Below are 21,380 nucleotides of genomic sequence, written 5' to 3' on the forward strand. Positions count from 1 at the left end.
ATAAAACGGCAGCCTTTTTAGCATTGTGTAATGAAGATTGTGCTATGAAAATTAAGGCACGTAGTCTGGCGGCACGCCACTGTTACCGGGCTCTGCAGGGTAGTAATCCGGCGGAACCGGCGATTGCGGTGGTTGATTCGAGCTGTAACCGTCGCTGGCGTCTACCGGCACCTTATTGCCTTTGGCGTACATACATTGCGTGTACACCGTATCATACTGATCCTGTAAATCGCCGCTGCTGGCCCCCGCATTATTGCTGCCCATTGCGCTGCCAATCAGCAAACCACTGCCTGCGCCAATCAATGCGCCCGATCCGGCCTGATGCGACGCTGCGCCAATCAGCGCTCCGGCTGCCGCGCCCACGACGGTGCCAGCGGCAGCGGTACCGGCGGCATTATTACTGGCAGTTTCTGCGCCGCCATTCACACTGCCATAGGCCGCGTTACGGCATGACATTTCATCCATCTGAAACTGTTGATAATCCTTTCCGGTACCTGGCAGCACCATCACATCTGGTCGGGTTGGAGGAGAAACGCAGCCGGATAAGGCCGCGGCTAAGGCGAGAACCGCCACCGAAGTAAACCTGTTCATGACTTTTATCGCCTGTTAACGTGGTCCTGCGACCACTTTCATCCAGCCGCGCGGGCAGGCCGGGACTCGCGGATAATATCCCGCCGGATTCTGGCAGTAATACGCATAAGCCGGGGGTTTCTCGACATACGTTTGCGGCTGCGGTGGCGCAGCGTAAACGACGGCAGGCGGTCCGTAATAGACCGGCGGAGGAATGCCAATCACCACGTCCGGCCCATACCAGCCCCCGCGATAATAGCCGCCATGGTAATAACCATGGCCGTAATAGCCGTGACCATAGTAACCATGATTGTAGTAACCATGACCGTAATAACCGTAGGCGAACGACGCAGAACTGGCCGACATCAGCGCGCCAGCCGTAAGCATCAACAACAATAGCCTTTTCATAACGACCTCGAAGTGCATTGAGCGGATGTCCGAAGTGATAAAACCCACCACTCCTGAGGATAACGATACGCCTGTTGCGGCTAAAAGGTTGGCGGGGGATTAGGGTGAATATGACAAGGCTGTGGCAGCAATTGTGACCAAAAAATTCAGCAGCAAACGTTTGTTTACGTTCAGGGTTTGAGAGGCGGGGGATTCATATTTCAGACCCAGTTTTGCCACAGCAAATCCGGGCTGAGAATTAAAAAATTCGAATTTAAGGTGTTATTTCTTACTTGCTGTAAAACGTCTGAAGGCTTCCAGCGTTTCATCGCTGACGTGATGCTCCACCCCTTCAGCATCCAGACGCGCTGTCTCTGCGCTGATGCCGAGCGCGATGAAAAACGCTTCAACCACGTTATGACGTTCGCGGTTTTCCGCCGCCAGTTTCTCACCTTCCGGCGTCAGAAAGGTTCCGCGATAGGGCAGCTGGTGAACCAGTCCGGCATTGGCCAGGCGTTTCAGGGTTTTTGCCACTGTCGGCTGGGAAACACCCAGACGCGCGGCCAGATCTACCTGTCGCGCTTCGCCAAATTCGTGAATCAAATCTGAAATCAGCTCAACGTAATCATCCATTAATTCCCGGCGATGCGCCTCGCGCACCTGTAAGAAACCCTGCGCGTGTTCTTCCACATCCAGTAATGGATTCATTTTTTTATCTTTCACTACGCCTGCCTCTTTCTTGCTTAACGGTTTTTCACCGCAGCCGCGCTCACCGCAGCAACCCACGCATTGTAAACCAAGTCCACATATCTACCAATTTATGAAAACTTTGCATTGGCTATGGAGTATAGCCTGTGCTATACCTGAATAATAAACCGCCGTTTGATGCGCAGAATGACAGGAGAGATTTCATGGAAAATGGACGACACATCTTAAAATTATTCAGCCATTCGCCGTTTCGTTTGCGGCTGATGCTGGTCGGCATGATTGTGGCGCTGATCACCGGCAACGCGCAGGCGGCAGACCAGACGGCCAGCAAGGACAAAAAAAAGTTTAAAGTCGTGACCACTTTCACGGTGATCCAGGACATCGCGCAGAACGTCGCCGGCGATGCCGCCACCGTGGAGTCGATCACCAAACCGGGCGCTGAGATCCACGACTATCAGCCTACGCCGCGGGATATTGTGAAAACGCAATCCGCCGATCTGATCCTGTGGAACGGGTTTAATCTTGAACGCTGGTTCGGGCGCTTCTTTGCCAACATCAAACATGTGCCTTCGGTCACCGTGACGGACGGCATAACGCCGCTGCCGATTCAGGAAGGGCCGTATCTGGGCAATCCAAATCCGCACGCGTGGATGTCGGCTAAAAATGCGCTGGTGTATGTCGAAAATATCCGTGCGGCGCTGGTGAAATATGACCCCGAAAATGCCGCAACCTACGATCGTAACGCCAAAGATTATGCGCAAAAAATCAGCCAGCTGGATGCGCCGCTGCGTGAACGTCTGGCAAAAATTCCGGCAGGGCAGCGCTGGTTAGTGACCAGTGAAGGTGCGTTCAGTTATCTGGCGAAAGATTATGATTTGAAAGAGGCCTATCTGTGGCCTATCAATGCTGAAGAACAGGGCACGCCGCAGCAGGTGAAAAAAATCATCGATTTGGTGCGTCAGCAGAATATCCCGGTGGTGTTCAGTGAAAGCACAATTTCAGACAAACCGGCAAAACAGGTCAGCAAGGAAACCGGCGCGAAATACGGCGGCGTGCTGTATGTCGATTCGCTGTCAGCGACTGACGGCCCGGTTCCCACGTATATCGATCTGCTGAAAGTCACGGTCGGCACCATTGCAGAAGGGTTCGGACAATGAGAGAAGCCGCGCTGAATCTTAACGTTGATGACATTTCGGTGACCTATAACAACGGTCATACCGCGATTGAAAACGCCTCGTTTACCCTGCAAGGCGGTTCGATTTGCGCGCTGCTCGGCGTTAACGGCAGCGGTAAATCCACGCTGTTTAAAACCATCATGGGAATACTCCGTCCGACGCACGGCAGCGTGACGCTGGACGGCCTGAACGTGGCGAAAGCGCTGAAGCAAAACCTCATCGCCTACGTGCCCCAGTCGGAGGATGTGGACTGGAATTTTCCGGTACTGGTGCGTGATGTGGTTATGATGGGGCGCTACGGCAAAATGTCGTTTCTGCGGATCCCATCGGCGGAAGACAAAAAACAGGTGGCGTCGGCGCTGGCTCGCGTAGGCCTCACTGATCTGGCGCATCGGCAGATTGGTGAGCTTTCTGGCGGGCAAAAAAAACGCGTTTTTCTGGCGCGGGCGCTGGCACAGCAGGGGCGCGTCATGTTGCTCGATGAACCGTTTACCGGTGTGGATATCAAAACGGAAAACGCCATTATCGAACTCCTGCGCCAGCTGCGTGAAGAAGGGCATCTGATTTTGGTTTCGACGCACAACATCGCTAGTGTGCCGGATTTCTGCGACCGCGTAGTGCTGATCAACCGCACGGTCATCGCGGCCGGTGCGCTCGACACTACGTTTACCTCTCATAATCTCGAAAAGACCTTTGGCGGCGCGTTGAGGAATATCGGTTATTTAGTGCCACAGGAACCGGTGAGGCGGGCGGTATGATGGCGCTGCTGCTGGAGCCGTTTCAGTACAACTACATGGTGAAAGCCATCTGGGTGAGTGCCGGTGTCGGCGCGGTGTGCGCATTTTTATCGGCGTATCTGATGCTGAAAGGCTGGTCGCTGATGGGTGATGCGCTCTCGCATTCCGTCGTGCCGGGTGTGGCAGGCGCTTATGCACTGGGCTTTCCGTATGCCATCGGAGCCTTCGGTACCGGCATTCTGGCGGCACTTTCCATGACGCTGCTGCGCCATTTCACCAGGCTGCGCGAAGACGCGATCATCGGCTTCGTCTTCTCGACCTTCTTTGCGCTCGGGCTGTTGCTGGTTTCCCTTAATCCGACATCCGTTAACGTGCAGTCGATCCTGTTCGGCAATATTTTAGGTATCGATGACGCTGATATTTTGCAGGTGCAGATTATCGTCGGCGTTTCCCTGCTGGTGCTGTGCGTGATCTGGCGCGACCTGCTGGCCGTATTTTTCGATGAGGCGCACGCGGTTTCGGTCGGGCTTTCTCCGCTACGACTCAAAATCATTTTCTTCACTATATTCAGCGCGTGCAGCGTGGCGGCGTTACAAACCGTCGGCGCAATTTTGGTGATTGCCATGGTGATCACGCCCGGTGCGACCGCCTATCTGCTTTCCGATCGTTTCTCCCATGTGTTGATTATTTCGGTGATTATCGGCGCAGTCACCAGCGCGGCAGGTGCCTGGTTGAGCTATTTCCTGGATGGCGCAACCGGCGGCGTCATTGTCTGCCTGCAAACCGCGGTCTTCCTGCTGGCGTTTTTATTCGCGCCAAAACACGGCTGGCTGGCCAGTCATTTGCGTATCAAACGCCGGAGCCGCGCATGATGTCCTGGTTTGATGTACTGATGGAGCCAATGAGCTTCGACTTTATGCAGCGCGCGCTGCTGACCGCTATGGCGACCAGCATTGTCTGCGCGATATTCTCTTGTTTTCTGGTGCTCAAAGGCTGGTCGCTGATGGGCGATGCGATTTCACATGCAGTGCTGCCCGGCGTGGTGCTGGCCTATCTGGCGGGTATTCCTCTGGTGATTGGCGCGTTTGGTTCCGGTCTGTTTTGCGCGGTGGCAACCGGATTTATCAAAGAGCATTGCAGGGTCAAAGAAGACTCGGTGATGGGTATTGTCTTCTCGGGCATGTTTGCTGCCGGTCTGGTGCTGTTTTCCCGGGTGAATACGGAGCAGCATCTCAGCCATATTCTGTTCGGCAATGTGCTGGGCGTGACGGACAGTGAAATGCTGCAAACGCTGATTATCGCGCTGGTGGTGACGCTGGCGATCATCATCAAATTCAAAGACCTGATGCTATTTTGTTTCGACCCGGTGCAGGCGAAAGTGATCGGTCTGCCGGTACGTTTTTATCATTATGCGTTGCTGTGTATGCTGGCGCTGACCATTGTGGCGGCGTTGCAGGCCGTTGGCGTTGTACTGGTGGTCGCAATGCTGATTACGCCAGGCATTACAGCATTCCTGCTGTGTAAGACACTGCCAAAAATGATAATCGTGGCTGTGACGGTGTCACTTATTGCCGCCATTTCCGGCACCTTTATCAGTTTTTATATCGATGCAGCGACCGGACCGGCAATAGTGCTGATTCAGGCTATGCTTTTCCTGCTGGCATTAGCTGTGCATCTTTTGCGTAAACCGTTCAAATCGCGCCAGTCAGCACCGAATGCATAGTGTCTGTAACACAGGTTTGGCATGTTTGCGTGCATATATTCCTTATTAAAAGAGATTCTGATGACCCAACAATTTGCTCCTGTCGAACTGGAAAAGCCTCCGCCTGATTAACCACGGCACGACGGCGCTGGCTACCTGTCGCATAAAGACCTACCATCGACCGGCAACAAAAGGGTTTAATGAAGTTCAATGAAGTAAGCGTTAAGGATTGTTATGAGCGAAGTAGCAAGTTCCATCAGTGTTGGCGATAGCTTTACTGTCAAGAACGGCTCAACCCACGAAGTAACTGGCTTTGTGAAGAAGGGAGAGAGAATTTACCCGATGATCAAAACAGATCATGGTGATTCAAGCTTCACCTTCATCAAAGAAATTGTTTCGGTAAATAAAGCTTAAACATTAACAACCTTCTCTGTGATCGCGGCCTGTTTGTATTACGTAAAGAACAGGCTGCGTGATGTCAGTTTCCCACCAATTTCCTCTTCTTTCCTCCGTCTTTGCCATATGCACATCTGCCGGACATTGCAGTTTGAATTAACGATATACCGGCAGTAGATTCGCGCTTGAAAGAATATGTACTGCCGCATTGAGCACGCCGAACAGCAGCACCAGTACGATCATTTTATTCCCACCCCACACGCGGTACAGCGGGCTGCCAAAACGCTGGCGTGATGCGCGTGCCATCAGCGCCGGAACAATCACCGCCCAGACCGTTGCCGCCAGTCCGGCAAAACCAATCGCATAAATGAAACCATCGGGATAAATCACACCACCGATAATCGGCGGAACGAACGTCACCAGCGCTGTTTTGAAGCGACCAGTCCGGCTGTCGTTGAATTTAAACAGATCCGCCAGATAATCAAACAGGCCGAGCGTCACCCCTAAGAATGAACAGGCGACGGCAAAGTTTGAGAAAATCGTCAGCAGCAAGTCCAGACCGGCGCTGTTAAGTATCTGGCTCAGCGACTGCACCAGCACATCAATATTGCCACCCCGTTCAGCGATGCTGATGAATTCAGGACGCGGAATGTTGCCCATCGTTCCCAGCATCCAGATGATGTACAGCCCGAGCGCCATCAGTGTACCCAGCAGCAGACACTTCTTGATGATTAGCGGATTTTTGCCGTAGTACTTCATCAGGCTCGGCACATTGCCGTGATAGCCAAATGACGCCAGACAGAACGGCAGCGTCGCCAGCACATAAGGCATGTAGCTCGGATTAATTTCGACGTTGTTAAGCAAATTCACCGGTTTCACATGCCACAGCAGGCTGCCGAAGGTCAGGAAGAAGGCAATGATTTTCGCGCCAAGCACAATGGCCGTCATCCGGCTCACCGCGCGGGTGCTCAGCCAGACGATAAAGGCCACGACCAGCGCCGTCAGCAGACCGCCGAGGCGGGGAGAAAAACTCACCGACATCTCACGCAACGTATGCTGGATCACCGAGCCGCTGGCGGAAATATAGGCGTAGGTCAGAATATACAAAACGAACGCGATAGTGATGCCGTTCAGCCGGTTCCAGTGTTTACCCAGCAGATCGCCGGTCACCGTATTGAAACTCGATCCCACCGGATAGTTAAGATTTGCTTCAAGGATCATTAGTCCGGAATGCAGCATACAAAACCAGGTAAAAATCAGGGCAGCTACAGACCAGAAAAACCAGGCGCCGGACATCACCACCGGCAGGGAAAACATCCCTGCGCCGATGATCGTTCCACCAATAATCATTGCACCGCCCAGTACTGAACGTTGCGGGGCGGTCACAGAAAGCGTCGCCATAGTGCGTATCCTCGCGTGGCTTTTATCAGAATTCGTTGAAAGAATGGCTGAAAAAGAAAAGAGTTAAATAACGAACAGAAATCGCTGTTTTGTGCTGCGATTTTGGTCTTAAGCGCGGCAATATAGTGGAAATGAAGCGGTTTGTACACTGCTGAACTAGTTTGCTGATACAAAAACGCACATTCAGAAGCTGAACAGGGCAATCAGTAAGATGAGCAGGGAAATAACGCCGAAAATGTGTACAAAATATTAACGTTGTGCAATTTTGCGGTTAATAGGGTGCGGAGTATTCATGGCGCAGATCACAGATTTCATTACGATTTCTTATCTAAAAAAAATAAAAAACCCTGTTTGAAAATACAGGGTTGACACACAACATATAGCGAGTAAATTAGAACTCAGCACCAGAGAGAAGTGAAAAGAAATTTTTATTTCGCGGTGTAATTAGCAAGTTGATAAACTTGTCAGTAATGAGATGCGATAAAGGCCACGAAGTATTTTAGTATGGGTGATTCAACACCGGGCGTTATTTGAAAGTCCGTGAGATGATGCTTTAAGGCCACGCAGTAAAGCTGTGCAATCGCATGATGTGGACGAAAACGCGATGATGTAACGCCTTGTTAGTTAGAGTAATGTTCGCGATTTGGGTACGTAAGTATGAAATCGAGAATGTCGCGACGAAAGTAAGGCCATGCATCAAAGAGTATATATCGCGAGGGTGATGTACTCATTTATCCCGAGACATATCAGAAGGGTAAATGAAACGCGCAGGATACTGATGTTATTCCACAAAATTATAGGAGGATAGCGTTACCAGGCAGTAAAAATATATCCTGTGATAATATGTACATCTTTAGCAGTTGCATTACCTAAGCAGTACACGTAATTAAGTTGATGAATGTTAAATATTAATTTGATAGTACCTTAAAAGCCCCGGTTTAACGACTGGGGCTTTTTCACTTGTACAGCCTGTTACTCATTATTTCCCGCTGATAGTGCCTTCAAGAATCGCCTGCGCGCCCAGACACACCAGAAAACACACCAGCGTGGTGTCTTTACCTGCAGTCGCAGCAGTTAATGCGCTGTCCTCATCGCTGATCGCGTCGCCTTTTGACAGCGTGACATCGCCGATGCTGATTTCGCCGTCCATCACATACAGCCATTGAGCAAATCCCGCATGTGAGGGAACTTCCGTGGTGGTGTTTTCATCCATGCGAATGTCATAGACATATACCGCCTGCCTGATTTCAAGCGGAGACTCAATGCCTTCCGGCGCAGCCAGCAGCGTCCACTCATTGCTTTTTATACCGTCAGGGCGCGTCATAAACTGCACGCGGCCTTCCAGATTTGCCTGACGCGGCCGGATAAATATCTGCAACATCTCCGCCGACACCAGCGGTGTGGATTCCTCATGCCAGAAACTTTCACCGGCGTTCATCATCATCAGCTGTTTCGGTGAAAGGGGAACGCGGTGACCAGCAGAATCTTCATGCACCATAGAACCCCGCCACATATAACTGAGGATTTCGTCGTTATTATGCTCGTGCATTTTCACCAGCGTGCCCTGTTCGAGAGTGGCATGATCGATAACACTCAAAGGGCCGAACGCGTCATCATTTTTCTCAGGCTGGATTTGCCCCGGCCGCATACGACGGATACGAAACGGGCCATATTCAAAGGTAGTTTTGGGTTCAGCACGTAAAACGTTAAACATAATCTCTCCGGCGGCAGACAGGAACGCAGGGTTCGGATGAAAATCGGATACCATTTTTTAACATACTATGTTCATTAAAGCGTACCCGCCGTGAATAAACTTTCCGTTTAGTCCGAAACAAAGGCCCCGTCCCTGAGGCCTTTAGATCCAAAATGAGCAGTTAGCCAAGACTCAACAACGTACTCAGCTGCTCAATTTGTGATTGCCACTGACGTTGCAGCTCAGGTTTCTGGTGCTTAGGTTTGCGCGCCAGATCTTCTGCCAGAAGGTGTTCAACCTCTACCAGCCTCGCCAGCAGTTGCTCTTCTTCTGTTTCCTCAGTGTGGATTACGTCAGTCCCGCTTTCTGAAAGAATGGGTTCCGCTGGCGGGGGAGAACCCGCCAGTACGGCGTAAACCGGCGCAAGGGTATGCCACTCTTTTAACCGTTGCTCATCCACCAGCCAGAACCGGTTACAACTTTGCTCGATGAGCGTCCGGTCATGTGACACCAAAAGCACCGCACCACGGAAGGTTTTCAGCGTTTCCGCCAGCTCTTCTTTGCCTTCCAGATCCAGATGGTTAGTCGGTTCATCAAGCAGCAAAAGCGAATAATTCGCCAGCGTCAGCCCGATAAACAGCAGCCGCGAACGTTCGCCGCCGCTGAGCGTACTCACTTTTTGCTGGTGACGGATAAACGGGAATCCTGCGCCAATCAGCGCCATTTTTCTCTGTTCTTCCGTCAGCGGGGCGAAGTTCGCCAGCGCATCACCAAGAGAATCATCGTCCTGCAACTGATGCTGATTCTGATCGTAATAACCCACCCGCACGCGGGGATGGAAAGTCACACCCGTATGGGTTGTTTCCGGCTGACTGAAGGCGTGCCACAACGTCTGCAACAGCGAGGACTTGCCGCAACCGTTGCGCCCGACCAGTGCGATACGGTCACCGCTTTTGATGCGCATTTCATCCACTGTGAACAAAACCGGAGCATTGCGCGCAGGACGAACCTGCAAACCGGACAGCGCCAGAACCCGGTCCGCCGCCAGCGCTTCGCCTTTTAACTGCAGTTTCCACTGATTACCGGCGGTGACTTCAGTTTGATCCTCTTTCAGCCGGTCGACCTGCTTTTCCATTTGCTTTGCCTTGCGCGCCAGCTTTTCGTTGTCATACACGCTGCCCCACAGCGCCAGACGTTTGGCACTTTTAGTTACGCGGTCAATCTCCTTTTGTTCTGTTTCCCTGCGCACAGCGTCGGAGGCGTCTTTTTCTTGCAGCGCCAGACGTGCCTGCGTACAAGGGAGACGAATAAACTGCAGGGTTTTATCGCGCAGGATCCAGGTGCTGTTGGTCACGTTATCAAGCAGGCTGCGGTCGTGAGAAACCAGCACGAAACTGCCGTTCCAGTTTTTCAGAAACTGTTCCAGCCATAACAGCGTCGGCAGATCCAGATGGTTGCTCGGTTCATCGAGCAGCAGTAAATCGGGCTGGCGGATCAGCGCGCGGGCCAGCAGCAGGCGGGTATGCTGCCCGCCGCTGAGCGTTCCGGCCGTCAGCTGCCAGGCGGATTCATCGAAACCCAGCGTGGAAAGCAACACCTGCGCCTGCCAGAGCTCAGGCTGATGAAGGCCTGGCGGCAGATGGTTCAGAACAGATTCAAGCAGGGTATGGTGGTTCAGTTCTTCGGGCAGATGTTGTTCAACGCGGGCCATCAGGCACTGATTCGCCAGCGTGACACTGCCGGACGTTGCTGCCAGTTCACCGCTGAGGATTTTCAGCAGAGTACTTTTGCCACAGCCGTTGTGGCCGATAAGGCCGATGCGGTCGCCTTTTTTCAGGCCGAAGGAAATCTCAGCCAGCAAAGGGCCAAAAGAATTATCGAATGATACAGATTGTGCAGACAGTAAAGTCATGATGCTTACTCAGGTTTTCGGGCATAGGATGCCTCTCGTCAATAAAGCCGACGATAACCGGTAAGCCGGAGGGAAGAACTCAGATTGTCAGTTAGCTTCGCTCAGACAGGTTATCGCGGCAGGGAGCCGGAAACGCCTGAGCAGCGACGATCGCCAAAGACAGGTGAATATAAAAACCATTCACGGGTCAGCATGGGGATCCTCCTTATATATAAAATTGGTGAATGAATGAACTGATTATATTAGGGAATTTTGAATTGTTCCAGTTTCAAAATTCCCCGACCCGCCGTTACGCCTCAACAACCTCATTTTCCAGTTTCTGCCGCTTACGCAAACCGGGGAACCAGGTCATCCACAATCCGACGACAATCAATGTACCGATGCCGCCAATGGCTGCCGCCGTGACTGCGCCCACCCAGGCGGCCATCAGACCGGATTCAAATTCACCGAGCTGGTTCGAGGTGTTGATGAAGATCGAATTAACCGCGCTGACGCGTCCGCGCATATCGTCTGGCGTGTCCAGTTGTACCAGTGCACCGCGAATGACCATGCTTATCATGTCGAATCCGCCGAGCGCAAACAGTGCCAGCATGGATAACCACAGCGAGGTGGAGAACGCGAACACCAGCGTCGCCGCGCCGAAGCCTGCCACGGCGGCAAACATGGTCATACCCACGTTACGTTGCAGCGCGCGGTGGCTCAGCCAGAAACCGACAATCAGTCCACCCACGGCCGGAGCGCCGCGCAACAGACCCAATCCCCATGGGCCGGTATGCAGAATGTCGTGGGCAAAAATCGGCAGCAGGGCGGTCGCACCGCCGAGCAGAACCGCGAACAAATCCAGAGAGATCACACCCAGAACATCCGGACGGGCGCGGATGAAACTGATACCGGCGAACAAGGTTTTAAAGGTCGCCGGAACACGGCGAGGTTGCGCCTGTTCGTAACGCAAACAGCGGAAGTGGAAACTCATGTTTTTACTGAGTTTATTTTCTTCCCCAAAATCCCTCCAAAACATCTCCCCAAAATGGATTTTAAAAATTATCCCGTTTGTTGGGGAGTAATCCCGTAACTTTCACACAGCTAACGTTATCCAATCTGCTCCTCTGTCGTCATGGTACAACTCAGTCATAGCTGCCGTTTTGTGTCCGAGTAGAGTTTGCGTGTTGATCCCGTGCGCACTGAAGAGCCTTTCAGCCAGAGAACGTTGTTCGTGAAAAGTCGGGGGCGTAGTTCCTTCAGTAAATTTTAAACCACTTGCGATACGCGCCTGCTTAAACATACGAGTTACTCCGTTTCCCGTTACCGGGTCGCCAGGCTTTGAAGAACCATGAGCGCGAGAGTGGTGGATCATGTACTTGCTCATCACCCTGTCCCTGCATTGCCTGATCACATCATCAAGAGACAAATTAATTTCTGGAAGAAATAGGGTGAGAGGTAAAGCTAGCCGTGTTCCTGTCTTCGACTGTGTGATATGCAGGTGACCGTCCCAAACATCTGAGAATTTCATGTTCAGAATATCTGCACGTCGCTGACCAGTAATCAGGGCAAGAAGCATGGAGTTTTGCAGATAGGGCTGAAGGTCTGCCGCATTATCGAAAATCTTTTTCCATTGAGAAAAACTAAGCCTTCCCCTGGTAACTTTATTTCTTGGAACTCTGGTTGCCAAAGCTGGGTTGAATCCGGGTTCTATTTCGCCTGAGTGCTGGGCCTCTTTAAATATATCCCCCCACGTAGCCCTTAACATCTGAGCCATTCTGTTTTTTCCCTCTGATTTATACTCGTCAAGAATTGCGGCAATTGACTTTGTATCCAAATTATTAAGGCGCACATTCGGTAGCCTTTTTGAAAGAACCTGTGCACAGCTTTTACGTGTTTTGAACGTGGCCTTCTTTATTTCCCCTTCTATTAAACGCTCTTCAAGTAGAGATATATATTTACCAACCCAATCCGAAACCCTTATGCCTGCCTCTTTATTTGTTGTTTTTTTCACAGTCATATCAACGAGAAAGTTTATGTGTTTTGATTGCTGCTCTGTGATCATGGTATTGGCTGCAATAGCCGCCTCACGAGCGGTATCTCCATCGGTTCCGAATCCTATAAATTTACCAGTGATCGGGTGACGATATTGCCAATACACCTTGCTGGTTCGACGGTCGAACTTGCAGTAAAGGTTGGGGATATTTACTTTATGTGTGCGTGGTCTGGCTGCCATTTATCGTTTTCTCCAGTAGTGCTTTTACAGAAGCGGGGAGATGATTCGGTATCGCCGCTTTTGCAATAACGCCGACATACTTCGCATCTTCATCAACGACCCATTTGCTGCCTTGTTTGATCGGAGCAGGGATGATCTGGCCGGTTTTTGCATAACGATGAAGTGTTGCTGGCGCTGGTGGATATTTAAACCCTTTCGGACTGGATGCCCATTCCATCAAAGGTACGAGTTGGCCCATACGCTTTTTCTCCACACGTTTAGTTATAGCCGGCTGCACACCGGTTTACTGACTGACCCGAAATCGGCCGTAATATTTTCCAGATCGCCACCAGAGCATTTTCTCCCCTGGCGGCATTGCTGGCGCAAACTCAACTGGAACAAACCACAAATTTAGCATTCGTTTCACAAGTAACCGTCTGACTAAATACGAACGGTTTGACTCAGTCATGCAACTTCCGGTTTGAAAGATGTCTGTTGAATCGCAATAGCCAGGCGCTGACCGGCTGCCTTTTGAGCCGGAATACTTGCAATTACTGTTGGCCGTTCTTTGTCTGTATTTGCACAAATGCCTCCCCAGTTCGAAATCTCGAAGAAGTTTTCCAGTTCAAGAGATGTGCTCTTGCTGGCTAACTCTTCGATCATCAACACAACACCCTGAACAGGCCGATGTTTAAGCAGCTCCTGAATTGCGTAGCCGAATGCATTGATCATCACGGCGTGGAACTGGATGTAATCCCGTTTGTATTCAGCCGGTGAAACAGAATGGTGAAGATCCTTGATAGCTGTAAGACTAAGCCACGCTTCCCAGATGTCGTAAATACACCTTTTGAGACTTCTTTCCCCTTGCTGACAGAGAATTTAGTTGTTGCATCACTCAGTGCCTTAAAGCTGATCCACAACTCGCTTTTGGCCGGAACAACATTGTGCTCAAAGTCAGTTATCACTGAGAAAAGTTCGTGAGTAGACAGGAAAGAAACCATGCTTTGGGCGACAGTATCTCTTCCGTTGTAAGTCATATTGATGGCGGCGGACGGTTTCGAGACGTTGTTATTTATGTCAGAGAAAAACTGCTGCCTTACTTTTAGCGGTAATTTCTGTGTCAACATCAGAGGAATTGAGACCGAGGTGCTGTGGTTCCGGCAAAAATCGCTGATCCCAGCGGCGCGGTGCTGACCATCAAATAATTTAATTTCTGCATCCATAGGGAATCTAACGATACCGACGTTCGTGTTGCCGAACGGTTCGAATTCAATATCACAATCACAGTTGCCAACCAGCGGCGGAATAATGAATGCCGTTTTGGTTTCAACTGAATTGACTAAATAGTCATGGAATTTTTTAACTCGCGTTTTGTTTATTTCACGCTGTGAACGGTCCAGAGCATGGCCGAAATTATCAGATGACAATACTCTGGTCAGCGTTCTGCCCGGAATAGTCATCAGCAAAACATAGGTGTCGCCCTGAAAGCCGTATGACGCAGGGAACTCGAAGTAATATTCCATCTGTGTTTTATCAGTCATGGCTGCTCTCCTGCTGGCGCTACACGTTCGAATTCAATCACCCAGACCCACGGGTTAGTCTGCCAACTGCCTTCGCCGTAAATCGATTCCCACAACCAGGAATAAACTTCATTCGCGCTGTAACTGGCACTACCGAAATATTGGTCACCTGGATTGATGCAGTAGCGGCCTGATGCCGGAAGTTGGCAAATACCCTCGCGGACAGCATCACCCGAACTGATGTTCTGAATCCGCTGTACTCCGACATTGGATATTTTCAACTGAATGCGACTGGCCCAGCGGGGCATGTGCAGGGATGGGCGAAGTTTTCCTGGTTCGGTTACTACTGGGGGAGTGTCAAACCCTGTCCATTTACCAGTACGACCGCCATCAGCTTCAAACTGAATTGGGGCCCAGGGATTCTTATAACCAGCTGACATCGACAGATCCGCCACCTCGCGTGGTGAATGTATATCAAGGCTTCTTGCCATCCTGAAAGCCTCACGTACCCAGAGCTGATCACCTGGCTTACCCAGCGGGCTGTTGCGATAATCACCAGCGGCAACTTCCCCAGACAGTTCATTTCCCGCGAGCTCACAACCCATGTCTTTATCGATAAGCGGGAGTTTAATAACACGTCGCGTTTGCGTCTTGCTACCGCTGAGAATGGCCTTAACCATCTCAGCGTTGAATAAAATAGGGCGTTCTTTCATTATTCCACCCTCGTAGCTGTGCGCAGTACCTGATAAATCTGGTGTGCGATAGTGCGTTCATTACCCACAGGGCAGGCTTTGAAATATTCATAAGCAGCGGTGATCGCCACCTGGTGCTTTCCCAAAAAGTCGGTTTTAAGGCGCGCGATTTCCGCTTGTTCTTCAGTAGTGCGACGGAACCAAACGCTGTAAGGGCCATCTTCGGTATCGTGAACTGATGCGAGGAACCAACCTTCTCCTATTGGTGGAGTTGGCTCCCAAGCTGAAACATCGGCGCCGCCTTCTTCATAGGCTGCGTGAATATCATCAGCCGCCGGATCTGCATCAAGCGAAAGTGTATAAACCTCGACACCTTGAGCCTTTGCCCATGCTTCAAATTCTCCTGGCGCTGGGTATTCGTTACCGTTTGCCGGTTCGAAGAAATCAGGGTGAGTCCAAAAACCCAAGTTATCGGAGTTGCGTTCCGGTATAACCGGTTGAATAAGTTTCATGGCTGCATTCCTAAATAAGTGATTGCCATAACCACGCCGAGAGCCAGAAAAAGGCGATATCAGTTTTCATGAAATAACCCCTATGCGGATTTCGGCGTGAACGAATCCCTTGCCAGTGATGGCAATTAATTTGCTCAGGCATAGATAAGAGCCGCTGGTTGAGCAATGGGTATACCGGTTTCGCTCCGGGGTTGTTTTTACGACCCTTATTTACTCTGGTTTCAGCGGTAAGAACACTCGCGACCAATGCGCTTACCTGCTGTACCGACTTATCAGTGATCTTTCTGCTGCACTAATCCGACGAAAATGGAGAAAGCTGCTACACTAAAATATGAATAGGAAAACTCTTAATAATTCCAATTAAGTCCCGCACCTATCGCCAGAGTTCTAAAAATGCCTGATATAAAACTCTCTTGTGAGAAATGTACTTCTGAACGTTTTGTAGCCTCTTCCAATTATCCAAGCTCTGACATGGTTTCCTCACTCGTCTGCGCTCTTTGCCACCACCCAGTAGATGTGAGCTCAGTAGTCACATTCAGGGACACTCCCTATATTGCCCTAGTTCCGCCTCTGCCAGACCACCTCTTTCACCATATTGAATCCAGCCACCAGGGTTGAATTATTCAAACTGCCATTAAGCTACAGTGTTCTTTCTGTTGTGTGCCTGGTCACTTCTCCACCTCAGGCGGCGGTGTTATCTTGGTAGTTCTCACACAGCCAAGAAGGAAATGAAGGTGAAAAACGCTTCGACTATTTAGTCACTTTAGCCCGTAGGATTGAAGCTCTTGAGAACGCATTCACGGTAGCGCTTCATTCCGTTTCAACCGTCTTACCCACAGTAAAGAGCGACGTCATTGAAAATCTAAATCGTCATGTTCAAGCTTATAAAGGTAAGGATCCTGCCGTTGCCTCGGCAACCAAGTTGCTCATTAACCGAATTGAAGCTTTCAATCCGAAGATAAGAGATTAATTTTGGTAATCTCGCCGTCTTCTATAAAGGCGGCTACTCCCTGTGCTTGCTCTTGCAAGCTTTCAGGATCCGTTTCTTCGATGAACTCTTCATTCGAAGATGCCAGACCAACAGTTTTCGGTTCTTGCTTATCCATCCCGATACTTCATTAAGCTGCTCTGTTCTTGCTGTCGTGCTGCTGATACCTGAGAGAATCATTCGATGCTTCTTTGCCACCTGCAACTACTGCGTGGGCATCCACGTTGATCACTGCTGATGGTGTGAATCTAAAATAATTTAGTTTTTAATGCAACAGTGAAAACTAAAAATATTTAGATTTATAACTGAAAGGTGTTTTGAATGAAGTAGGGCTAGTAGGAAGGGGGGATCAACGCCGTCTGAATTTTCGGTGCTCTACCATTACGCCAATTATTGATATGGGTTCTTGGTCAGAATGTTTTGTTGGGAAATCTTGATTTAGAGGCACAAGTGAAAAAATCTCATTACCCCCAGCATCTCTACCACGTGCTCTGTATTTTTTGAATGTTGCTTCATGTTCACCATTCTTCGCTACAACGTAATCACCAGGCAGCGGACCTATGTCCGGATCAACGATAATTAGATCACCTTCAGTAAACTCTGGCTCCATTGACTTTCCTTTGATTTTTAAGGCAAAAGAACGGGGTGATAGTCCTATGTCAGTTAGGATATAGTCAATATTACCTTCAAGGTTGCTTGCGTCCGACGCGGATGTCCAGATACCAGCCTGAACGTAACTGATAATGGGGATCTGGCGTGTCCCAAAAGATGCGGGAATGATGTTAGAAATTTCTTCTTTACCGTAAAGAATGAAAGCCTCAGAAACACCGAAAAAAGCCGCCAAATTACTCAAAGACTTCCCACCCGGTTCATTCAGGTCACGTTCCCAGTAGCCAATAGTCACATCACTAACACCTAGCGCCTTTGCGACCTGAGCTTGAGTCAGTTTCCTGTCTTTACGAAGGTTTTTTATCCGCTGCCCTTGGGTAAGCATTTTCCATCCTCTTAATGAACCTAAGTTATTTTAGTTTTTATTGATCAAAATAAAATTAAATAATACTATCTAAAATAATTTAGAAACCGGAGGTGTTATGACGACGAGTGACCTTGAAAAATATTTTGGCGAACCCGGTAAAGTCGCTGAGTTTTTTGGGATATCCCCTGAAGCATTTTATTTGTGGAGAAAGCGCCCTGGCCAACTGATCCCGAAAGGCCGAGCTGCCGAAGCTGCATATAGAACCAAAGGTGAACTGAAATACGACCCAACACTTTACAAAAAGGCTATCACCACTGGCGAACAACCATAACTACCAAAGGGAAAACAACATGGTAGACCTGAAATCAGTAGTTAAAACGATGTGCAAAGCCTATCCCGGCGGTCGGTCTGCTATGGCTGGCGCTCTGGGCATGACTGAAACGCAGTTCAACAACAATTTGTACGAAAAGAACGGCTGCCGGTTCTTCGAAATTGCCGAGCTGGAAGCGATGGAAGACATCAGCGGCACTAATCATCTGGCGGATTACTTCGCCCAGCGCCGCGGCGGTTTTTTCGTTGAAATCCCCAATCGTGACGAACTGGACCACGTTGACCTGTTTATCAAAGGGGTAAAGGTTGCCGCTAAGAGTGGGAAGGTCGATCAGCAGATAAATATTTCGATTGCAGACGACGGGGTGATTGATGAAGGCGAGAAGGCAGAAATTATGGCTCTTCATCGTAAGCATTTAGCTGCCCGCGATGAGTACGTGAAGTCAGTGGTGGCTTTGCATGAAAGGGTTGACGCCTCAGGAGTGCAGTCCCGAGGCGTCGGCGCATTAAAAACGTGTGTGGAGTGATTAACGCATGAACAGTCTACTCATAAAAGCTGGCGTTCCGCAAATCCGCTGTGTTGCGAAAGGCGGGGCCGCTGGCTCTCTTTCGTATGAAGTGATGATAGGTAACCGCTGGATGCCGTGCAACTACCAGTTCGCGGCGTGGTGGGTAGGTTACGTCCGCCAGAGCAGCCAGAAGGTGACGGCATGTCTGAAGAAATCCAAAAGCTGGACAGGCGTTACAAGGATTGGCGGGGCGTTGTGGTACACGTCGTGGGCTTCGACAGAGCAGGGGATCGCGTCATCTTCATGCGCGCCGGTTACCCGCATGAGTGCGCCCAGCCTACTGAACAATTCCGGCGAAAGTTTAAGAGGGTCTTATGAGCGTTAAGTTATCCGCATACGTCTGGGATGGTTGCGCTGCTGCCGGTTTAAAAATATCGGCGGTTGCCATAATGGCGCGCCTCGCTGACTTCAGTTCTGACGAAGGCCTGTGCTGGCCGTCGATCACCACCATTGCCCGCCAGTTGGGTGCAGGTGAAAGCACTGTGCGCACTACGCTGGGCAAACTTGAGGCTGACGGCTGGATCACCAGTACCCAGCGCCGCAAGGGAAACCGCAATACGTCGAACATGTATCAGCTGAATATTGCGAAGCTTCGTGCTGCTGCTGAACCGTCAGATTCTGACGCATCAAAATCTGACACATCAAATTCTGACCGGTCAAAATTTGACGCATCAAAATCCAACACGAATACCGGTTTTCACCCGCCAGAATCTGGGGGGGATCCGTTAGTAAATTCAAAACAAGATCCATCAGATAATAAAACCTCTTGTCAGCCTGCTGTGCAGACCGACGCCGAAGTCGAAATTACTGATCAGGCTAAACAGGTTCTGAACTACCTGAACCAGGTCACCGGCTCCCGCTATCAGGTCAGCAAATCCTCACTGGATAACATCCGCGCCAGACTGCGTGAAGGCTTCACCACTGAAGAACATCAGCGGACGGTTGATTACATGCATGCCAAATGGGGAGGCGATCTGGAAATGGCCGAGTACCTGCGACCGTCCACGCTCTTTCAACCTTCAAAGTTCCCTGGCTACCTCGAAGGCGCTAACGCCTGGAATCGTGCAGGCCGTCCAGCGCGCAAAAACGGGAAGTGGGAGCGTGAAGGTGACGTTGCAGTTGATGCAGCCGAGCGGGATGCGGCATACCGCCGGTTCATTAGCGGAGTAGCGGCAACCAAGGCACCGAGTGCGCTGGAAAAAACGGTTTGCGCCGAGGCCAGCAAAGCCAACATCCGTAGCATGCGTGCCGATTTCGCCATATCGCAGTGGGCCAAGATCTGGAAAGAGTGCGCCCAGCGCCAGCAGGGAGTGAAAGCATGAGCTATCAACTGATATATGCGGACCCGCCTTGGCAGTACAGCAACAAAATCAGTAACGGTGCGGCGGGTGATCATTACAGCACCATGACGCTGGAAGACATCAAACGCCTACCAGTCTGGTCAATCGCCGCTGAAAGCGCGGTGTTGGCAATGTGGTACACAGGAAATTTCGCAGAAGAAGCTGTCGAGCTGGCGCAGGCCTGGGGCTTTAAAGTCAAGACGATGAAAGGTTTCACGTGGATCAAGCTTTATGAGCAGGCGCGGGGGCGTATTGAGCGGGCACTTGCAGAGCAGACCATGATCGACTTTGAAGACTTTCTGGATGCACTCAGCGCCGAAACAGTCATGAACGGCGGCAACTATACGCGCGGTAATAGCGAAGATGTTCTGATCGCCGTCCGCGGCTCCGGGCTCGAGCGCGTCAGCGCCAGTGTTAAACAGGTTGTTCACAGCTGCCGCGGTGAGCACAGCGAAAAACCAGCAGAAGTGCGTTTCCGTCTCGAAGAGCTTTACGGATCAGTATCCCGCATTGAGCTGTTCAGCCGTGGTGACGCCGCTGGCTGGCATCACTGGGGCAACGAAAACCCGTTCAACGATATCGATCTGGTACCGGCAACCTTTACCACGATCCCGCCGGCGCTCAATTCCCGCGTAAAAGTGTTGGCCGGTCATTATCTGGCTGTTACGGCTGGCGCTGATTACCTGCAGGAGGGGGCCGCGTGAACGATTTCCAGAAAATCTGGCTCGATGCCTACCGCGATTACCTGAAGGCCATATCCATCACCGGTGAATATTGCCCGGCTGATTACACCGCTTCGCGGGAACATGCTGACGCAGTTCTCAATAGCCTGATCAAGGCGGGAGAGGTGACTGCATGATCCTGGGAAAATTAATCAGTTCACAGCGCTATCTCGATCGGAAGAAAGTCGTTGATAAAGCGCTTCGCTTCAAAATGTTCCGCGTATCAGTGTATCCAGTCGTGCTTCGTGGTGTTCAGTACACGGTCCTGATGGACGGCCACCACAACTTTGCGGCGGCGAAATTGGCTGAAGTCGAGCCGGTTTACATCGGGACACCGAAAAAACTGGTGAAGATATTCAGCAAAATGACCGATCGGGAAATCGAGGTGATGCTGATAAACAACCTGACCGACTGCGATTATTACTTTGTCGATACCGGCGAAGTGGTGGAACACCTTCTGATGCCGGAGTACCACAAATGCAACTGACCCTGCCATTCCCGCCAAGCGTCAACGGTTACTGGCGAGCCATTAAAACCGGCGTAAAGATAAGCGCCCGCGGGAGGATCTTCCGGTCAAATGCGCTGGCGGCGATTTATCAGCAGTTGCGCTGCCGGCCACCCGCGCTGCTGACTGAACTGGATGTGCATCTGGTTCTGTTTCCACCGACCAGGGCGAAACGCGATTTAGATAATTTTCAGAAGGCGCTGTTTGATGGCCTGACCCACGCGGGGATCTGGAAAGACGACAGCCAGGTAAAACGAATGACGGTCGAATGGGGGCCGGTAACCAAAGAAGGGAAGGCAGAAATAACGATTACTGATTTCAAACCCGCCGGTGTGCAGCCGGTTTAACGTG

At 50.8% G+C, this 21,380-nt stretch carries 27 protein-coding genes and 1 pseudogene; 13 read left to right on the forward strand and 15 right to left on the reverse strand.

What is annotated here, in order from left to right:
* Positions 1 to 51: 51 nt before the first annotated feature.
* From CKQ54_RS23155 to mntR, 3 genes are all read right to left on the reverse strand, one after another.
* Complete coding sequence (locus CKQ54_RS23155; protein WP_120162324.1) at positions 52 to 591, reverse strand: glycine zipper family protein; 540 nt, start codon at positions 589 to 591, stop codon at positions 52 to 54.
* Between the two features lie 15 nt (positions 592 to 606).
* Positions 607 to 957, reverse strand: coding sequence for a hypothetical protein (locus CKQ54_RS23160; protein WP_341868562.1), 351 nt, complete (start codon positions 955 to 957; stop codon positions 607 to 609).
* Between the two features lie 282 nt (positions 958 to 1,239).
* Entirely contained in the window at positions 1,240 to 1,680 is a 441-nt protein-coding gene (mntR, locus tag CKQ54_RS23165) for a manganese-binding transcriptional regulator MntR (RefSeq protein ID WP_112286701.1), read from the reverse strand.
* Between the two features lie 188 nt (positions 1,681 to 1,868).
* Here mntR and CKQ54_RS23170 point away from each other — a divergent pair, with 188 nt between their 5' ends.
* The 5 genes from CKQ54_RS23170 to CKQ54_RS23190 all read left to right on the forward strand — a co-directional run bounded on the left by CKQ54_RS23170 (position 1,869) and on the right by CKQ54_RS23190 (position 5,693).
* Positions 1,869 to 2,822: a metal ABC transporter substrate-binding protein gene (locus CKQ54_RS23170; RefSeq protein ID WP_120162325.1), complete on the forward strand. Its 954-nt coding sequence runs from the start codon at positions 1,869 to 1,871 to the stop codon at positions 2,820 to 2,822.
* Positions 2,819 to 3,598 carry a metal ABC transporter ATP-binding protein gene (locus CKQ54_RS23175; RefSeq protein WP_120162326.1) on the forward strand — a complete coding sequence of 260 codons (780 nt, stop codon included), beginning with the start codon at positions 2,819 to 2,821 and terminating at the stop codon, positions 3,596 to 3,598. Before CKQ54_RS23170 ends, CKQ54_RS23175 begins: the two co-directional genes overlap by 4 nt.
* Positions 3,595 to 4,449 (forward strand): metal ABC transporter permease, encoded by an 855-nt coding sequence (locus CKQ54_RS23180; RefSeq protein WP_120162327.1) that lies wholly within the window; start codon positions 3,595 to 3,597, stop codon positions 4,447 to 4,449. Before CKQ54_RS23175 ends, CKQ54_RS23180 begins: the two co-directional genes overlap by 4 nt.
* Positions 4,446 to 5,300 carry a metal ABC transporter permease gene (locus CKQ54_RS23185; protein WP_112286607.1) on the forward strand — a complete coding sequence of 285 codons (855 nt, stop codon included), beginning with the start codon at positions 4,446 to 4,448 and terminating at the stop codon, positions 5,298 to 5,300. The genes CKQ54_RS23180 and CKQ54_RS23185 overlap by 4 nt, the downstream gene beginning before the upstream one ends.
* 213 nt (positions 5,301 to 5,513) lie before the next feature.
* Entirely contained in the window at positions 5,514 to 5,693 is a 180-nt protein-coding gene (locus CKQ54_RS23190) for a hypothetical protein (protein ID WP_112286608.1), read from the forward strand.
* Between the two features lie 138 nt (positions 5,694 to 5,831).
* Here the strand turns inward: CKQ54_RS23190 and mtr are convergent, their stop codons facing one another.
* From mtr to CKQ54_RS23245, 12 genes and pseudogenes are all read right to left on the reverse strand, one after another.
* A complete protein-coding gene (gene mtr, locus CKQ54_RS23195) occupies positions 5,832 to 7,076 on the reverse strand; it encodes a tryptophan permease (RefSeq protein ID WP_120162328.1) in 1,245 nt (414 codons plus the stop codon).
* A gap of 979 nt (positions 7,077 to 8,055) precedes the next feature.
* Complete coding sequence (locus CKQ54_RS23200) at positions 8,056 to 8,790, reverse strand: pirin family protein (RefSeq protein WP_120162329.1); 735 nt, start codon at positions 8,788 to 8,790, stop codon at positions 8,056 to 8,058.
* 160 nt (positions 8,791 to 8,950) lie between these two features.
* Entirely contained in the window at positions 8,951 to 10,684 is a 1,734-nt protein-coding gene (locus tag CKQ54_RS23205; protein WP_120162330.1) for an ABC-F family ATP-binding cassette domain-containing protein, read from the reverse strand.
* A gap of 286 nt (positions 10,685 to 10,970) precedes the next feature.
* Positions 10,971 to 11,633: pseudogene (locus tag CKQ54_RS23210) on the reverse strand (MFS transporter); the annotation flags it as partial.
* Positions 11,634 to 11,756: 123 nt separating this feature from the next.
* Positions 11,757 to 12,896, reverse strand: a complete 1,140-nt coding sequence (locus tag CKQ54_RS23215; RefSeq protein ID WP_120162331.1) for a phage integrase Arm DNA-binding domain-containing protein — start codon at positions 12,894 to 12,896, stop codon at positions 11,757 to 11,759.
* A complete protein-coding gene (locus tag CKQ54_RS23220; protein ID WP_120162332.1) occupies positions 12,871 to 13,134 on the reverse strand; it encodes an excisionase in 264 nt (87 codons plus the stop codon). The genes CKQ54_RS23215 and CKQ54_RS23220 overlap by 26 nt, the downstream gene beginning before the upstream one ends.
* Positions 13,135 to 13,340: 206 nt before the next feature.
* Positions 13,341 to 13,538, reverse strand: a complete 198-nt coding sequence (locus CKQ54_RS26130) for a hypothetical protein (RefSeq protein WP_425272820.1) — start codon at positions 13,536 to 13,538, stop codon at positions 13,341 to 13,343.
* Positions 13,539 to 13,606: 68 nt separating this feature from the next.
* Positions 13,607 to 14,416, reverse strand: a complete 810-nt coding sequence (locus tag CKQ54_RS23225) for a DGQHR domain-containing protein (RefSeq protein WP_425272821.1) — start codon at positions 14,414 to 14,416, stop codon at positions 13,607 to 13,609.
* Entirely contained in the window at positions 14,413 to 15,108 is a 696-nt protein-coding gene (locus CKQ54_RS23230; protein WP_120162333.1) for a hypothetical protein, read from the reverse strand. Before CKQ54_RS23230 ends, CKQ54_RS23225 begins: the two co-directional genes overlap by 4 nt.
* Positions 15,108 to 15,599, reverse strand: coding sequence for a hypothetical protein (locus CKQ54_RS23235; RefSeq protein ID WP_120162334.1), 492 nt, complete (start codon positions 15,597 to 15,599; stop codon positions 15,108 to 15,110). The genes CKQ54_RS23230 and CKQ54_RS23235 overlap by 1 nt, the downstream gene beginning before the upstream one ends.
* A gap of 947 nt (positions 15,600 to 16,546) precedes the next feature.
* Entirely contained in the window at positions 16,547 to 16,705 is a 159-nt protein-coding gene (locus CKQ54_RS25615) for a hypothetical protein (protein WP_167459681.1), read from the reverse strand.
* A 231-nt stretch (positions 16,706 to 16,936) separates the two neighbouring features.
* Positions 16,937 to 17,581, reverse strand: coding sequence for a LexA family protein (locus tag CKQ54_RS23245; RefSeq protein WP_112198718.1), 645 nt, complete (start codon positions 17,579 to 17,581; stop codon positions 16,937 to 16,939).
* 97 nt (positions 17,582 to 17,678) lie between these two features.
* Between CKQ54_RS23245 and CKQ54_RS23250 the strand changes: the two genes are divergently transcribed.
* From CKQ54_RS23250 to CKQ54_RS23280, 8 genes are all read left to right on the forward strand, one after another.
* The gene (locus CKQ54_RS23250; protein ID WP_120162336.1) at positions 17,679 to 17,894 is read left to right on the forward strand and encodes a Cro/CI family transcriptional regulator; all 216 of its coding nucleotides are present in this window, start codon (positions 17,679 to 17,681) and stop codon (positions 17,892 to 17,894) included.
* A gap of 19 nt (positions 17,895 to 17,913) precedes the next feature.
* Entirely contained in the window at positions 17,914 to 18,420 is a 507-nt protein-coding gene (locus tag CKQ54_RS23255; RefSeq protein ID WP_120162337.1) for a YmfL family putative regulatory protein, read from the forward strand.
* A 183-nt stretch (positions 18,421 to 18,603) separates the two neighbouring features.
* Positions 18,604 to 18,780: a DUF4222 domain-containing protein gene (locus CKQ54_RS23260; RefSeq protein ID WP_120162338.1), complete on the forward strand. Its 177-nt coding sequence runs from the start codon at positions 18,604 to 18,606 to the stop codon at positions 18,778 to 18,780.
* On the forward strand, positions 18,777 to 19,784 hold the full coding sequence (locus CKQ54_RS23265) for a conserved phage C-terminal domain-containing protein (protein WP_120162339.1): 1,008 nt from the start codon (positions 18,777 to 18,779) through the stop codon (positions 19,782 to 19,784). The genes CKQ54_RS23260 and CKQ54_RS23265 overlap by 4 nt, the downstream gene beginning before the upstream one ends.
* Entirely contained in the window at positions 19,781 to 20,506 is a 726-nt protein-coding gene (locus CKQ54_RS23270; RefSeq protein ID WP_120162340.1) for an MT-A70 family methyltransferase, read from the forward strand. The genes CKQ54_RS23265 and CKQ54_RS23270 overlap by 4 nt, the downstream gene beginning before the upstream one ends.
* Entirely contained in the window at positions 20,503 to 20,661 is a 159-nt protein-coding gene (locus CKQ54_RS25620; protein ID WP_167459682.1) for a hypothetical protein, read from the forward strand. The genes CKQ54_RS23270 and CKQ54_RS25620 overlap by 4 nt, the downstream gene beginning before the upstream one ends.
* Positions 20,658 to 21,011, forward strand: coding sequence for a chromosome partitioning protein ParB (locus CKQ54_RS23275; RefSeq protein ID WP_120162341.1), 354 nt, complete (start codon positions 20,658 to 20,660; stop codon positions 21,009 to 21,011). Before CKQ54_RS25620 ends, CKQ54_RS23275 begins: the two co-directional genes overlap by 4 nt.
* Positions 21,002 to 21,376 (forward strand): RusA family crossover junction endodeoxyribonuclease, encoded by a 375-nt coding sequence (locus CKQ54_RS23280; protein WP_120162342.1) that lies wholly within the window; start codon positions 21,002 to 21,004, stop codon positions 21,374 to 21,376. Before CKQ54_RS23275 ends, CKQ54_RS23280 begins: the two co-directional genes overlap by 10 nt.
* Positions 21,377 to 21,380: the final 4 nt, after the last annotated feature.

The sequence above is a fragment of the Rahnella variigena genome, assembly GCF_003610915.1.
In the GTDB taxonomy this organism is placed as follows: Bacteria; Pseudomonadota; Gammaproteobacteria; order Enterobacterales; family Enterobacteriaceae; genus Rahnella; species Rahnella variigena.

What these genes read in the sequence shown, in the direction of transcription:
- CKQ54_RS23155 (WP_120162324.1), bottom strand. Translation starts at nt 591, where the DNA reads ATGAACAGGTTTACTTCGGTGGCGGTTCTCGCCTTAGCCGCGGCCTTA.
- CKQ54_RS23160 (WP_341868562.1), bottom strand. Translation starts at nt 957, where the DNA reads ATGCTTACGGCTGGCGCGCTGATGTCGGCCAGTTCTGCGTCGTTCGCC.
- CKQ54_RS23170 (WP_120162325.1), top strand. Translation starts at nt 1,869, where the DNA reads ATGGAAAATGGACGACACATCTTAAAATTATTCAGCCATTCGCCGTTT.
- CKQ54_RS23175 (WP_120162326.1), top strand. Translation starts at nt 2,819, where the DNA reads ATGAGAGAAGCCGCGCTGAATCTTAACGTTGATGACATTTCGGTGACC.
- CKQ54_RS23180 (WP_120162327.1), top strand. Translation starts at nt 3,595, where the DNA reads ATGATGGCGCTGCTGCTGGAGCCGTTTCAGTACAACTACATGGTGAAA.
- CKQ54_RS23185 (WP_112286607.1), top strand. Translation starts at nt 4,446, where the DNA reads ATGATGTCCTGGTTTGATGTACTGATGGAGCCAATGAGCTTCGACTTT.
- CKQ54_RS23190 (WP_112286608.1), top strand. Translation starts at nt 5,514, where the DNA reads ATGAGCGAAGTAGCAAGTTCCATCAGTGTTGGCGATAGCTTTACTGTC.
- mtr (WP_120162328.1), bottom strand. Translation starts at nt 7,076, where the DNA reads ATGGCGACGCTTTCTGTGACCGCCCCGCAACGTTCAGTACTGGGCGGT.
- CKQ54_RS23200 (WP_120162329.1), bottom strand. Translation starts at nt 8,790, where the DNA reads ATGTTTAACGTTTTACGTGCTGAACCCAAAACTACCTTTGAATATGGC.
- CKQ54_RS23215 (WP_120162331.1), bottom strand. Translation starts at nt 12,896, where the DNA reads ATGGCAGCCAGACCACGCACACATAAAGTAAATATCCCCAACCTTTAC.
- CKQ54_RS23220 (WP_120162332.1), bottom strand. Translation starts at nt 13,134, where the DNA reads ATGGGCCAACTCGTACCTTTGATGGAATGGGCATCCAGTCCGAAAGGG.
- CKQ54_RS26130 (WP_425272820.1), bottom strand. Translation starts at nt 13,538, where the DNA reads ATGATCGAAGAGTTAGCCAGCAAGAGCACATCTCTTGAACTGGAAAAC.
- CKQ54_RS23225 (WP_425272821.1), bottom strand. Translation starts at nt 14,416, where the DNA reads ATGACTGATAAAACACAGATGGAATATTACTTCGAGTTCCCTGCGTCA.
- CKQ54_RS23230 (WP_120162333.1), bottom strand. Translation starts at nt 15,108, where the DNA reads ATGAAAGAACGCCCTATTTTATTCAACGCTGAGATGGTTAAGGCCATT.
- CKQ54_RS23235 (WP_120162334.1), bottom strand. Translation starts at nt 15,599, where the DNA reads ATGAAACTTATTCAACCGGTTATACCGGAACGCAACTCCGATAACTTG.
- CKQ54_RS25615 (WP_167459681.1), bottom strand. Translation starts at nt 16,705, where the DNA reads ATGGATAAGCAAGAACCGAAAACTGTTGGTCTGGCATCTTCGAATGAA.
- CKQ54_RS23245 (WP_112198718.1), bottom strand. Translation starts at nt 17,581, where the DNA reads ATGCTTACCCAAGGGCAGCGGATAAAAAACCTTCGTAAAGACAGGAAA.
- CKQ54_RS23250 (WP_120162336.1), top strand. Translation starts at nt 17,679, where the DNA reads ATGACGACGAGTGACCTTGAAAAATATTTTGGCGAACCCGGTAAAGTC.
- CKQ54_RS23255 (WP_120162337.1), top strand. Translation starts at nt 17,914, where the DNA reads ATGGTAGACCTGAAATCAGTAGTTAAAACGATGTGCAAAGCCTATCCC.
- CKQ54_RS23260 (WP_120162338.1), top strand. Translation starts at nt 18,604, where the DNA reads ATGTCTGAAGAAATCCAAAAGCTGGACAGGCGTTACAAGGATTGGCGG.
- CKQ54_RS23265 (WP_120162339.1), top strand. Translation starts at nt 18,777, where the DNA reads ATGAGCGTTAAGTTATCCGCATACGTCTGGGATGGTTGCGCTGCTGCC.
- CKQ54_RS23270 (WP_120162340.1), top strand. Translation starts at nt 19,781, where the DNA reads ATGAGCTATCAACTGATATATGCGGACCCGCCTTGGCAGTACAGCAAC.
- CKQ54_RS23275 (WP_120162341.1), top strand. Translation starts at nt 20,658, where the DNA reads ATGATCCTGGGAAAATTAATCAGTTCACAGCGCTATCTCGATCGGAAG.
- CKQ54_RS23280 (WP_120162342.1), top strand. Translation starts at nt 21,002, where the DNA reads ATGCAACTGACCCTGCCATTCCCGCCAAGCGTCAACGGTTACTGGCGA.